General features: G+C 67.3%; 13 protein-coding genes. 8 read left to right on the top strand and 5 right to left on the bottom strand.

Annotated features, from left to right (window positions below; genetic code table 11):
• The first annotated feature begins 7 nt into the window (after positions 1-7).
• On the top strand, positions 8-1,432 hold the full coding sequence (astD, locus tag OMW55_RS02920; protein WP_264880686.1) for a succinylglutamate-semialdehyde dehydrogenase: 1,425 nt from the start codon (positions 8-10) through the stop codon (positions 1,430-1,432).
• 66 nt (positions 1,433-1,498) lie between these two features.
• Here astD and OMW55_RS02915 read toward each other — a convergent pair whose 3' ends face one another.
• Positions 1,499-2,989 carry a replicative DNA helicase gene (locus tag OMW55_RS02915; protein ID WP_264880684.1) on the bottom strand — a complete coding sequence of 497 codons (1,491 nt, stop codon included), beginning with the start codon at positions 2,987-2,989 and terminating at the stop codon, positions 1,499-1,501.
• A gap of 144 nt (positions 2,990-3,133) precedes the next feature.
• Here OMW55_RS02915 and dcd point away from each other — a divergent pair, with 144 nt between their 5' ends.
• The gene (dcd, locus tag OMW55_RS02910; protein WP_264880683.1) at positions 3,134-3,688 is read left to right on the top strand and encodes a dCTP deaminase; all 555 of its coding nucleotides are present in this window, start codon (positions 3,134-3,136) and stop codon (positions 3,686-3,688) included.
• On the opposite strand, the gene OMW55_RS02905 is transcribed toward dcd, so the two are convergent.
• Positions 3,685-4,290 carry an NADPH-dependent FMN reductase gene (locus tag OMW55_RS02905; RefSeq protein WP_264880681.1) on the bottom strand — a complete coding sequence of 202 codons (606 nt, stop codon included), beginning with the start codon at positions 4,288-4,290 and terminating at the stop codon, positions 3,685-3,687. The genes dcd and OMW55_RS02905 overlap by 4 nt on opposite strands.
• A 224-nt stretch (positions 4,291-4,514) precedes the next feature.
• On the opposite strand from OMW55_RS02905, the gene OMW55_RS02900 reads away from it, so the two are divergent.
• Complete coding sequence (locus OMW55_RS02900) at positions 4,515-4,838, top strand: glycine zipper 2TM domain-containing protein (RefSeq protein ID WP_264880680.1); 324 nt, start codon at positions 4,515-4,517, stop codon at positions 4,836-4,838.
• Between the two features lie 113 nt (positions 4,839-4,951).
• The gene (locus OMW55_RS02895) at positions 4,952-6,061 is read left to right on the top strand and encodes a hypothetical protein (RefSeq protein ID WP_264880678.1); all 1,110 of its coding nucleotides are present in this window, start codon (positions 4,952-4,954) and stop codon (positions 6,059-6,061) included.
• Here the strand turns inward: OMW55_RS02895 and OMW55_RS02890 are convergent.
• Both OMW55_RS02890 and cysE read right to left on the bottom strand, forming a co-directional pair.
• Positions 6,042-6,386: a DUF2794 domain-containing protein gene (locus tag OMW55_RS02890; RefSeq protein WP_264880676.1), complete on the bottom strand. Its 345-nt coding sequence runs from the start codon at positions 6,384-6,386 to the stop codon at positions 6,042-6,044. The genes OMW55_RS02895 and OMW55_RS02890 overlap by 20 nt on opposite strands.
• Complete coding sequence (cysE, locus tag OMW55_RS02885; RefSeq protein WP_264880675.1) at positions 6,383-7,069, bottom strand: serine O-acetyltransferase; 687 nt, start codon at positions 7,067-7,069, stop codon at positions 6,383-6,385. The genes OMW55_RS02890 and cysE overlap by 4 nt, the downstream gene beginning before the upstream one ends.
• A 183-nt stretch (positions 7,070-7,252) precedes the next feature.
• On the opposite strand from cysE, the gene OMW55_RS02880 reads away from it, so the two are divergent.
• The 4 genes from OMW55_RS02880 (at position 7,253) to OMW55_RS02865 (ending at position 11,126) form a co-directional block, all read left to right on the top strand.
• The gene (locus OMW55_RS02880; RefSeq protein ID WP_264880674.1) at positions 7,253-8,200 is read left to right on the top strand and encodes an outer membrane protein; all 948 of its coding nucleotides are present in this window, start codon (positions 7,253-7,255) and stop codon (positions 8,198-8,200) included.
• Positions 8,201-8,356: 156 nt separating this feature from the next.
• Positions 8,357-9,139 (top strand): sulfite exporter TauE/SafE family protein, encoded by a 783-nt coding sequence (locus tag OMW55_RS02875; protein WP_264881983.1) that lies wholly within the window; start codon positions 8,357-8,359, stop codon positions 9,137-9,139.
• A gap of 38 nt (positions 9,140-9,177) precedes the next feature.
• Positions 9,178-10,224 (top strand): GTPase ObgE, encoded by a 1,047-nt coding sequence (gene obgE, locus OMW55_RS02870; protein WP_264880673.1) that lies wholly within the window; start codon positions 9,178-9,180, stop codon positions 10,222-10,224.
• Positions 10,221-11,126, top strand: a complete 906-nt coding sequence (locus OMW55_RS02865; RefSeq protein ID WP_264880672.1) for an NAD-dependent epimerase/dehydratase family protein — start codon at positions 10,221-10,223, stop codon at positions 11,124-11,126. The genes obgE and OMW55_RS02865 overlap by 4 nt, the downstream gene beginning before the upstream one ends.
• Here the strand turns inward: OMW55_RS02865 and OMW55_RS02860 are convergent.
• Positions 11,123-11,677 (bottom strand): Pycsar system effector family protein, encoded by a 555-nt coding sequence (locus OMW55_RS02860; protein ID WP_264880670.1) that lies wholly within the window; start codon positions 11,675-11,677, stop codon positions 11,123-11,125. The two genes, OMW55_RS02865 and OMW55_RS02860, sit on opposite strands and share 4 nt — an antisense overlap.
• Positions 11,678-11,692 lie beyond the last annotated feature (15 nt).

The following is an 11,692-nucleotide window of genomic DNA, read 5'->3' as shown; positions in this document are numbered from 1 at the left end:
GCTGCGCATGACTGAGCTTCTTGTCTCAACCGAGCCGGCGACCGGCGCCGAGCTCTGGTCCGGTCCCGTGGGGGACGCCGCCGCCGAAGTCGCCGCCGCCCGCGCCGCCTTTCCTGAATGGGCCGCTCAGTCGGTCGCTTACCGCTCCGAAGCGCTGCGCCGCTTCGCAAACGTTGTCCGAACCCGCGCCGACGAACTCGCGGAGCTCATCGCCCGGGAGACTGGCAAGCCGTTGTGGGAAGCGGCGACGGAGGTCCAGGCGGTCGTCAACAAGGTCGACATCTCGATCAACGCCTATGCCGACCGCACGCCCGCACGGAAGACGGAAGGCGCGCTCGGCTCCAAGGTCGCGGTCCGGCACAAGCCGCACGGCGTGCTGGCCGTGCTTGGCCCTTACAACTTCCCGGCGCACCTGCCGAACGGCCACATCGTCCCGGCGCTGATTGCCGGCAACACGGTGGTGTTCAAACCCTCGGAGAAGACCCCGGCGGTCGGCGCCCGGCTGGTCGACTGCTTCCACGAGGCGGGCATTCCCGCCGGTGCCGTCCGGCTGCTGACCGGGGGCCCGGACCAGGGCCGCGCGCTGGCTGCCGAGCCCGGCATCGACGGCCTGCTGTTCACCGGCTCCGCCCGCGCCGGCCAGGCGCTGCACCGGCAGTTCGCCGACACGCCGCAGAAGATCCTCGCCCTGGAGCTCGGCGGCAACAACCCGCTGGTGGTCTGGAACGCCAAGGACGTGCAGGCCGCGGCGGTGATCGCCGTGCAATCCGCCTACCTGTCTGCCGGCCAGCGCTGCACAGCCGCCCGCCGCCTGATCGTGGAGGACGGCAAGCACGACGCGCTGGTCGCGGCGATCCTTAAGCTCATCGACCGGATCATCGTCGCCGACCCCCACGCCAGCCCAGCGCCCTTCATGGGCCCGGTGATCGACAACGCTGCGGCCGACACGCTGCAGGAACAGTTCCTCAACCTGATGATCAAGGGTGGCCGGGTCATCCGCCGCCTCGACCGCCCGCACGAGGGTCGGCCCTTCCTCACCCCCGCGATCATCGACGTCACCGATGTGGACCGCCCGGATGAGGAGCTGTTCGGCCCCGTCCTGCAGCTGGTCCGCGTTCCCGATTTCGACGCCGCTCTCGCCGAGGCCAACAACACCCGCTTCGGCCTCGCGGCCAGCCTGGTCGGCGGCTCGCCCGAGCTCTACGACCGCTTCTGGTCGGAGGTGCGCGCGGGCGTCATCAACTGGAACAAGCCCACCAACGGCGCGCCGTCCAACGCTCCGTTCGGCGGCGTCGGGCTGTCCGGCAACCATCGGCCCAGCGCCTACTACGCCGCCGACTATTGCGCCTACCCGGTGACCAGCAGCGAATCCGAACTGTCCCGCGGAACCATCACGACGGGTCTCCGGGACCCCAACATGCTCGAGGACTGACCGGCAACTTGGGCGGACCAGCGCGACTGGAGCGCAGCTAGTCCGCCCGTCCCCTCCCCGGGTCTCTTATTCGCCCATGTCCGCCGGATATTGGTCGTCGGCGAGGTCGCTGAACTTGGTCACCTGGCTGTCGAACTTCAGCCGCACGCGCCCGGTCGAGCCGTGGCGCTGCTTGGCGACGATCACCTCCGCCAGGCCCCACATCCGCTGCATTTCTTCCTGCCATGCGGGGAAGTCGGGGTGGCTCTCATCCGGCTTCTTCATCTGCAGATAATAGTCCTGCCGGAACACGAACCAGACCATGTCCGCGTCCTGCTCGATCGAGCCCGATTCGCGCAGGTCCGACAGCTGCGGGCGCTTGTCCTCACGCTGCTCGACCGCACGGCTGAGCTGCGACAGCGCCAGCACCGGCACGTCCAGTTCCTTGGCCAGCTGCTTGAGACCCCGGCTGATCTCCGAAATCTCCTGCACGCGATTGTCGTTGCCGCCGCGCCCGGTACCGGACAGCAGCTGGAGATAGTCGACTACCACCAGCCCAATGCCCTTTTGCCGCTTCAGCCGCCGTGCCCGCGCCCGCAGCGCGGCTATGGTCAGGCCGGGCGTGTCGTCGATGTACAGCGGCAGCGTCTGCAGCTCGGCCGCGGCCCGCGCGAGCTTGTGGAACTCCGACGTGCTGAGCTTGCCCATGCGCAGCGATTCGGAACTGATGCCCGACTGCTCCGCCAGCACGCGGGTGGCGAGCTGGTCGGCGCTCATTTCCAGGCTGAAGAAGGCAGTGGCGGCGCCGGCCGACTTCTCGGGCTCGATCCCGTCCTCCTGGTCACGCAGCCAGCGCTGCGCCGCGGAGAAAGCGATGTTGGTGGCGAGCGAGGTCTTTCCCATGCCCGGCCGGCCAGCCAGGATCATCAGGTCGGACGGGTGCATGCCGCCGATCTTGCTGTTGAGGCTGTCCAGACCGGTGGTGATGCCGGACAGGTGGCCGCCCGACTGCAGGGCTTTCTCGACGGTGCGGAGAGCGATGGTGGACGCTTCGGCGAACGCCTTGACCTTGCCTTCGCCGCCGCCCTGCTCCGCGACCTTGTAGAGCTCGGTCTCCGCCCGCTCGATCTGCTCCAGCGGGACGATATCCTCGCTGGTGTCCAGCGCCACCTCGACCATCTCGCGCCCGACCGACACCAGGCTTCGCAAGAGCGCGAGGTCATAGATCTGCTGGGCGAAGTCGCGCGCCCCGATGATCGCCGCGCCCGATCCCGTCAGCTGCGCGAGGTAGGCCGGCCCACCGACCTCCTTCATCGCCTCGTCCGCCTCGAACAGCGGCCGCAGGGTCACCGGGTTCGCGACCATGTTGCGATCGGTCATGCGCAGGATAGCGTCGTAGATACGGCCGTGCAGCGGCTCGAAGAAATGGTCGGCGCGCAGCCGCAGCTGCACGTCCTCAACCAGCCGGTTGTCGAGCATCATGGCGCCGAGCAGCGCCGCCTCCGCCTCAACGTTCTGCGGCAGGGTCGGTGCTGGCGCGGCGGCATCAGCGCCGGGGTGACGGAGGATTTCTGCCATGGCGCGCTTGTATGCTGTGGGGGGCGGAGGCGGAAGGCGCCGGCCAGCTTTACCGGTGGACGGCGTGTGGAAAACTTTCCTGCGCTGGGGAAATCCGCCACGCAAGAATCGACGAACCGCTCGGCGCACGGCTAAGCAAGCTCCATGTCCATTCTCTCAGATCGCTGGATCCGTCAGCAGGCTCAAACCAACCGCATGATCGAGCCATTCGTCGAAGCCCAGCGCCGCGACGGCTGCATCAGCTACGGCCTGTCGTCCTACGGCTATGACGCCCGCGTGGCAGACGAGTTCAAGATCTTCACCAACGTGGACAACGCGCTGGTCGACCCCAAGGACTTCGCCGCCAACAGCTTCGTCGACCGCAAGACGGACGTGTGCATCATCCCGCCCAACAGCTTCGCGCTGGCCCGCACCGTGGAATATTTTCGGGTGCCCCGCGACGTGCTGGTGATCTGCCTTGGCAAATCGACCTATGCCCGCTGCGGCATCATCGTGAACGTGACTCCGTTGGAGCCTGGCTGGGAAGGCCACGTCACGCTGGAATTCAGCAACACCACCCCGCTGCCGGCCAAGATCTACGCCAACGAAGGCGCCTGCCAGTTCCTCTTCCTTCAAGGCAATGAGCCTTGCGAGACCAGCTACGCCGACCGCGCCGGCAAGTACCAGGGCCAGCGCGGGGTGACCCTGCCGCGGCTCTAGGCACCCGCACCCGCCGGATCGGGCGCCAGGGCGGCGCGACCTGCCTTGATCAGGTCCACCCACCCGGCGAACGCCTGCCCCAGGCTGCCCATCAGCTTAGCCAGGCTTGCGTCGGCGATTGATCCGTCGGCTGCGAACTTCTCGTCAGACACGTGCCCGATATATGCTTCGGGCTGCTGCATAACGGGCATGTCTAGGAACACGCAGCATTGGCGCAAGTGGTGGTTGCAGCCGAACCCGCCCAGCGCGCCCGGAGACATGGTGACGATGGCAGCGGGCTTCTTGGCGAAGGCACTCTTGCCATATGGTCGCGAGCCGACGTCGATGGCGTTCTTGAGGGCGGCGGGTATTGAACGGTTGTACTCGGGCGTGACGAACAGCACGCCATCTGCTCGGCCGATCTCCTGGCGGAAGCGGGTCCACGGCGCCGGCGGCTCGTGATCCAAATCGGGATCGTACAGCGGCAGGTCGGCGATCTCGACGGTGCCGCAGTCGAGGCTCTGCGGCACGGCTCCGCGGATCGCGCGGGCGAGCTTGCGACTGAGCGAGCCTTCGCGAATGGAGCCGACGATGATGGCGATGCGGTGCTGGTCCTGGGGCATGCGGTCTCAATTGCCCCCGATTGGGACGGTTCCGACCAGCCTTCGTCCAGCCCGGCGGAACACCCCGCCGCCTGCCTCATTTCACCCGCGACCAGCCGCCGCGGCTCGGTTCGTCGTTAACATGGTTACTGACACTTAACTGACGGGTGCGGTCGGGGCGGGTTCAGGTTGTAGGTGGCACTAGTCACCTCACAGACCGCAACAACATAAGAGGAGTTCTTCCAATGCGGACCATGATGCTGGCGCTTGCCGCCACCTCGCTGACCGTTCCGGCCACGGCCGTGATCGCCCCGACGGCCGCGGCTGCCAAGCAGCAGCGCTACTACTCGGGTCGCACCTGGTACGATGGCCAGGGCCGCGTTCGCTGCCGCCGTCCGAACGGCACCACTGGCCTGCTGGTCGGCGGCGTCGGCGGTGCGCTGGTCGGCCGCGCGATCGACACTCATGGCAGCCGCGCCACCGGCACGATCATCGGCGCTGCGGCCGGTGCGCTGATCGGTCGTTCAATCGACCGTAACCGCACGCGCAACCAGTACGTCTGCCGCTAAGCGGTAGCCCAGTCTGGCCGGCGCCGCTCTCACGACGGCGCCGGCCAGCTGTTTAGCTGTATTGACATGGTAAGACACCGACCCTAGGCTTTCACGCCGACAGGGAGGTGCTCATGTATTCTCAAACCGACATCGATGAGGCGGTCGCGGCTGGCGCCATCAGCGCCGACTCCGCCACCGCCCTCCGCGCCCACATCGACCGCCAACGCACTTTGCCGGCCGTCGACGAAGAGCAGTTCCGGCTGATCACGGGCTTCAACGACATCTTCGTCTCGATCGCCGCGGCGATCCTGCTGTTCGCGGTCGGCTGGATCGGCCAGAGCATCGGCCAAGCCGCAAATCTGACGGTCGAGGGTAACGGCCCCTCCCCGCTCGCACCCGCCCTTGTCGCTGGCACGGCCTGGGGCCTGGCGCTGTTCTTCACGGCCAAGCGCCGCATGGCTCTCCCCTCCATCCTGCTGCTGCTGGCCTTTGTCGGCGGAGTCGTGGGGACTGCCGGGTTCCTCCAGGCCATTGTGCTCGGCGGCGCACAATTCGACGACGGGCGCGGCCATGTCGTCGGTGGCATTGTCGCGGCTATCTCAGCTGCGGTTGGCGCTGCCGCCGCCTACCTTCACTGGCGTCGGTTCAGGGTACCCATCACGGTCGCCGCCGGCGCCGCCTCGGCGGCTGGCATAGTCGCCGGCCTCGTCCTGGCCGGTATGGGTGAAGGCCCGCAGACCCGCGACGTGCTGCTCGCCCTCGTCCTCGCTATGGGTGTTGGCGTGTTCCTGTTCGCCATGCGCTGGGACGCCAGTGATCCGCAGCGTGTCACCCGCCGCTCGGACGTCGCGTTCTGGTTGCACCTGCTTGCAGCGCCGATGATCGTGCACCCGGTGTTCACCTTGCTTGGCCTCAACGATGGCGACGCCAGCGTCGGCGAAGGCCTGGTCGTCATCGTGCTGTACGTGGCGTTGGCCGTAACGGCCCTCGCGATCGATCGTCGTGCCCTGCTGGTTTCGGCCCTCGCCTACGTGCTATTCGCTCTCAACCGGCTGTTCGAAACGGTCGGCGCGGTGCAGCTCAACGTCGCCCTCACTGCTTTGGTGATTGGCTCGGCACTATTGCTGCTGTCCGCCTTCTGGCATCAGGCCCGGGCTGCCATTGTCACCCGCCTGCCCGGCGGATTGCAAAGGCGCCTGCCGGTGCTCGGCGACTTCGCGCTCAGTCCTCGACCAGCTTGATCAATCGCCGCTCGATCGGGGCCAGCACGGGTTGCAGCTCGTGCCCCCGCTTGAGCACTTGGCCATGCTCGCCCATCAACGCCCACGCCCCTTGCTTCTGCTGAAGCGAGGGGCGTTTCTCGATGCGGATCTCTGGTCGCTCGGCCGTACGGCGGAAGGCGGAAAAGCTCGCCACTTCCGGAGAGAATTGCATGGCGTAGTCGCGCCAGTGCCCGGCTGCGACCATCCGCCCGTATAGGTCCAGGATCCGCTGCAGCTCCGACCGATCGAAGGTAGCGATTGCCTTCCGGGGATACGCACCCGGAAAGGGCGTGATTACACTCACGAAGCTTTCACCTCCGGCAGGTCAGCCTCCCGAGCCTTGAGGGCCTGCAGCTCGCGGCGGAGGGCGGCAAGCTCCTCCTCCATCTCCGCCAGTCGCGCCCGCACGGGATCGAGGTCCTCGCCGCACGGCGTGCCGTAGGGAACGAAGCCTGGACTGTAGTGGACGAGATCCACCGGTACCGGGCGCGCCGGAATACCGACGACGGTGGTATTGGGCAGCACGTCCTTCGTTACCACCGCATTGGCGCCGATCTTGCCGCCCTCCCCGACTTCGATTGGCCCAAGCACCTGCGCGCCCGAGCCGATCACCACATTGTCGCGCAAGGTCGGGTGGCGCTTGCCGCCCACGCCGGTCGACGGATTGGTCCCGCCCAACGTCACGTTCTGGTAGATGGTGACGTTGTCGCCGATGTTCGCGGTTTCGCCGATCACCGTGAAGCCATGATCGATGAAGAAGTTGCGGCCGATGGTCGCGCCGGGGTGGATGTCGATCGCAGTCATGAATCGGGAGAAATGGTTCACCAGCCGTGCCAGGAAATATAGCTTTCCCACCCACAGCCAGTGCGCCACCCGGTGCAGCCCCAGCGCCCATACGCCCGGATAGAGCAGCACGTCCCAGCGGCTCCGCGCCGCGGGATCACGCTCCTTCACCGAGTCCAGGTAATCGAGCAATGCGAGAGCCAAGTAAGCTGCGCCTCCCAGCGCGTGGGCGTGACCTTTCCGCCACAATCTAATGACCGCGTGCGCGGAATGCCAGCACCCGGGGGCGCAGAAGGCTTCGCAACAGTGACAAGCGCCCGAGTCGCGCTACGCTGCGTCCAACTCGGCGGCACCCTGCCGGGGGGTTAACAGAGGGAGGAGACAAGGATGCGCCATTCCATCCTGATCGCATTGGCGGCGTCGACCGTGCTGGCGGCAACGCCCGCCACGGCCCGCGACGGCAGCGTCTACATCGGCGTCGAGGGCGGCCTGCTGTTCGCACGCGACATGAAACTCGACGGCACCGTTGCCCAGACCGGATCGCGCACGTTCGCGGCGACCGATGTCAACGACCTCTACCGGTTAGACCTCAACAAGGGCGCCGACCTCGACGTCAACTTCGGCTATGACTTTGGCCTCATCCGGGCCGAGGTCGAGGGCGGCTACAAGCGCGCGGGCGTTGGCTCGATCGACGGCCTGCCGATCACTGGCGGTACCACCACTGCGCTGGCGATCGGCTCGCCGGCGACATCGCTCGATGCCAAGGGCAAAGTGTCTGTGTCGTCCATCATGGGCAACGTGCTGTTCGATCTCGGCGGAGCCAGTGGCATCGCCTTCTACGCCGGGGGCGGCGCCGGCTATGCCAAGGTAGGCCTGGAAGACGTCCGTGACGCGAGCGGCCGCACGTACGGCGGCAGCGACGGCGGTCTGGCGTGGCAGTTGATCGCCGGCGCTCGTGTGCCGATCAGCGACTTGGTCGATTTTGGCATCAAGTATCGCTACTTCCGCACTCGCAGCCTCGACTTCGACGACATCAACTCCACCGCGTCACGGACGTTTGCCTGCACCACGGCCGCCGGCGCGGCGGGCACCTGCAACCGCTTCATCGATGGGTCGGGCCGCTTCCGCTCACACAGCATCATGGCGAGCCTGATCTTCAACCTGTCGCCTGTCGCGGCTCCGCCGCCCCCGCCGCCTCCTCCGCCGCCGCCGCCGCCTCCGCCGCCACCGGCGACGCAGACCTGCCCGGACGGCTCGGTGATCCTGGCGACGGACCAGTGCCCGGCGCCGCCGCCGCCGCCGCCGCCGCCGCCGCCCGCACCTGAACGCGGCTGACGACGGGATCGCGAAACAAGGGAGGGCGCGAAAGGCATTTCGCGCCCTCTTCCTTTCGCCCGGCCGCGCAACCGGCGCGGTTAATCGCCAGCAAACAGCTTGCCGGACCGCTTGCGTGAAGCCACAGCACCTGGCGCAACTTCGAAAGGCCTCGCCATTCCGGCGTTCCTGACTGACCCGTCGGTCCTCATTCCCTTCATTCTCATCGGCTTCGCGGCGCAGATCGTCGACGGCGCCCTCGGCATGGCGTTCGGGCAGATCTCGAGCACCCTGCTGATCGCCATGGGCGTTCCGCCGGCGGCGGCGTCGGCCGGCGTGCATACGGTGGAAAGCTTCACCACGGGCGTCAGCGCCATCAGCCATGTCGCCCATCGAAATGTGGACTGGGTATTGTTCATCCGGATCGTGTTTCCGGGCGTGATCGGCGGCGTGCTGGGCGCCTATGTCCTGACCCAGATCAAGGCCGATGTCGCGCGGCCTTTCGTGCTCACCTACCTCACGGCGCTCGGTCTTTACCTATTCTATCGCGGCGTCATGCACCGCCACAACGAGCGCAAGCCGAAGGTTGTCGAACCGCTCGGCATCGTCGGGGGCTTCCTTGACGCGGCCGGCGGTGGTGGGTGGGGCGCCATCGTCACCAGCAACCTGCTCGTCCAGGGCAGCAACCCGCGCAAGACGATCGGAACCGTCAACACCGCCGAGTTCTTCCTGACCATCACGATCTCCGCGACGTTCTTCGCGACTCTCACCCTGACGGGTGACAAGGAGCATTCCGAACTGCTGCTGAAGGCGGTCTCCGGACTTCTGGTCGGCGGCATCATCGCGGCCCCGTTCGGAGCATTGATCGCCAAGCGGGTCCATCCCGACAAGTTGCTGACGTTCGTCGGCGCGCTCCTCACGCTTACCAGTGGCGTCGCTCTCTACCGCCTGCTCGCCTGAGGTGGCCTTGACCGCCGCTCACGAGTAGAGCGGGTGCCATGCATTTCCTCGACCAAGCCAAGATATACGTGCGTTCTGGCGCCGGCGGCCCCGGCGCCGTCAGCTTCCGCCGGGAGAAGTTCGTCGAGTTCGGCGGCCCCGATGGCGGCGACGGTGGTAAGGGCGGCGATATCGTGTTCGAAGCGGTAGCCGGCCTCAACACCCTGATCGACTTCCGCTACACCCAGCATTTCCGGGCGCCGCGCGGGAAAGGCGGCGCTGGTTCCAACCGCACCGGTGCGGGCGGCGAGGACCTGGTGATTAAGGTCCCGGTCGGAACCCAGGTGCTGGCCGACGACGAGGACCGCACGGTGGTCGCCGACCTGACGGAGGTCGGGCAGCGCATCACCTTGCTGGAAGGCGGCATGGGCGGCCGCGGCAACGCCAGCTACAAGACAAGCACCAACCGCGCGCCGCGCCAGCATCAGCCCGGAATCCCGGGCGAGGAGCTGTGGTTGTGGCTTCGCCTCAAGCTGCTCGCCGACGTCGGCCTGGTCGGCCTGCCCAATGCCGGCAAGTCGACCTTCCTTAACCGCACCACCAACGCCGCCGCCAAGGTTGGCGATTATCCCTTCACCACGCTACGCCCGCAGCTCGGGGTCGTGCGCCACAAGGGTCGCGAGTTCGTGCTCGCCGACATCCCCGGCCTGATCGAAGGCGCGGCCGAAGGTGCCGGTATTGGCGATCGCTTCCTCGGCCACGTCGAGCGCACCCGCGTGCTGCTGCATCTGGTCGACACCGCCGGCGAGGACCCCGGCGAGGCCTATCAGGTCGTGCGCGGGGAGCTGGAGGCCTACGGCGCCGGGCTGGAGGACAAGGCCGAGGTCGTGGCCCTGAGCCGTACCGACCTGGCCAGGCCCGAACAGCTTGCCGAGGCGCGCGAGGCGATGGACGAAGCCGGCGCGAAGACGGTGTTCCCGATTTCGGCCGCGACCGGCGACGGCGTCGACGCGCTGCTCGACGCGATTGTCGAGGCACTTGGCGACCGCTCCGCCGCTGCCGCGGAGGCGGAACAGGCACCCGACGAGGCCTGGTCGCCGCTATGAGGCTGGCGGTCACCGGCGCCACCGGCTTTGTTGGCGGCCGGCTTGCCAGGCTGGCGGTGGCGGAGGGACATCAGCTTCGTGCCCTCACCCGCCGCCCGCAACAGGACGAGCGCGGGATCGACTGGATCCACGGCACGCTGGACCAGCGCGAGCCGCTGCGCCGCCTTGTCGAGGGCGTCGACGCCATCATCCATGTCGCGGGCGTGGTGAAGGCGTTCGACCGGGAGACCTTCGAGGCGGGCAACGTCACAGGCACCCTGCACCTGCTGGCGAATGCGACGGCGGGCGGAGTGCATCGCTTCGTCCACGTCTCCAGCCTCGCCGCCCGCGAGCCGCAGTTGTCGCTTTACGGCGCGTCTAAGGCCAAGGCGGAGCGGCTGGTGATGGACAGTGGGCTCGACTGGGCGATTGTCCGCCCGCCCGCCGTTTACGGACCGGGCGACGGTGAGATGCTCGACCTGTTCAAGGCTGCGGCGACCGGCGTCGTGCCGCTGCCTCCCGCCGGGCGACTGTCGATCATCCACGCCGACGACCTCGCCCGGCTGCTGCTGGCGCTGGCCGCTCCCGATGCACCCAGGCGCGTGCTCTACGAGCCTGACGACGGGCGGCCTGGCGGCTTTACCCATAAGCAGTTCGCGCAGGCGATCGGGGCGGCCGTGGAGCGGCGGCCGATCTGCGTCTCGGTGCCGGCGCCACTGCTCCGGACCGGCGCACGCATCGACCGGCTGTTGCGGCGCGACCGTGCCAAGCTGACCGCCGATCGCGCCGCCTACTTCTGCCATCCGGACTGGACGTCCGATCCCGCCAAGGCTCCGCCGCCGGAGCTGTGGCGGCCGACCATCACCGCCGCGGAAGGCCTCGCCAGCACTGCCCGCTGGTATGAACGGCAAGGCTGGCTCTAGCGCCGGAGCGCGAGCTCCCACACCACCGCCAGCCCGGTGACGACTAGGCCGGTGAGGAAGAAGGTGTAGCTCCAGTACAGCCAGCGGTATTTTTCGCGCTTCAACACGCAGCCATGGTCGTAGATGCTGCCGGCGAGATGGCGATAGGTTGCCTCCTCTGACGACAGCACCTTGATCATCTGCTCGACGTAATCGGCGCGGCTGATGTTGGTGAAGGAGCCGAAATATAGCAGGTTGGCCGTCTCGGGCGTCACCTTCCACTTGCGCGCGCGGCCCGGCCTCACGGTCAGGATGCCCAGCAGCGTCGCCATGAAGGAGAACAGGGTAAGCAGCAGCAAGGGCAGGCTCGCCTTACCTTCGGAGATGGTGCCAATCGACAGGCTGAACACGACAAAGCTCGCGCCCATCAGCATGGATGACTTATTGTCCGCCATCTCACTTAGGGCCATGTGCCCGACATCGGCCGCGACCAGAAGGTTGTGCACCTCCTTTGGAAAAACATAGCCCGGATCGCCCGGCTTCAGCTCGGGATTGAACTCCGCCTCGCTCATCGGGCGGGATGCTGC

Origin of the sequence: Sphingomonas arvum (assembly GCF_026013565.1) — a bacterium.
Taxonomy (GTDB): domain Bacteria; phylum Pseudomonadota; class Alphaproteobacteria; order Sphingomonadales; family Sphingomonadaceae; genus Sphingomicrobium; species Sphingomicrobium arvum.
This window is presented reverse-complemented; position numbering and strand designations above follow the sequence as displayed.

What these genes read in the sequence shown, in the direction of transcription:
- astD (WP_264880686.1), top strand. Translation starts at nt 8, where the DNA reads ATGACTGAGCTTCTTGTCTCAACCGAGCCGGCGACCGGCGCCGAGCTC.
- OMW55_RS02915 (WP_264880684.1), bottom strand. Translation starts at nt 2,989, where the DNA reads ATGGCAGAAATCCTCCGTCACCCCGGCGCTGATGCCGCCGCGCCAGCA.
- dcd (WP_264880683.1), top strand. Translation starts at nt 3,134, where the DNA reads ATGTCCATTCTCTCAGATCGCTGGATCCGTCAGCAGGCTCAAACCAAC.
- OMW55_RS02905 (WP_264880681.1), bottom strand. Translation starts at nt 4,290, where the DNA reads ATGCCCCAGGACCAGCACCGCATCGCCATCATCGTCGGCTCCATTCGC.
- OMW55_RS02900 (WP_264880680.1), top strand. Translation starts at nt 4,515, where the DNA reads ATGCGGACCATGATGCTGGCGCTTGCCGCCACCTCGCTGACCGTTCCG.
- OMW55_RS02895 (WP_264880678.1), top strand. Translation starts at nt 4,952, where the DNA reads ATGTATTCTCAAACCGACATCGATGAGGCGGTCGCGGCTGGCGCCATC.
- OMW55_RS02880 (WP_264880674.1), top strand. Translation starts at nt 7,253, where the DNA reads ATGCGCCATTCCATCCTGATCGCATTGGCGGCGTCGACCGTGCTGGCG.
- obgE (WP_264880673.1), top strand. Translation starts at nt 9,178, where the DNA reads ATGCATTTCCTCGACCAAGCCAAGATATACGTGCGTTCTGGCGCCGGC.
- OMW55_RS02865 (WP_264880672.1), top strand. Translation starts at nt 10,221, where the DNA reads ATGAGGCTGGCGGTCACCGGCGCCACCGGCTTTGTTGGCGGCCGGCTT.
- OMW55_RS02860 (WP_264880670.1), bottom strand. Translation starts at nt 11,677, where the DNA reads ATGAGCGAGGCGGAGTTCAATCCCGAGCTGAAGCCGGGCGATCCGGGC.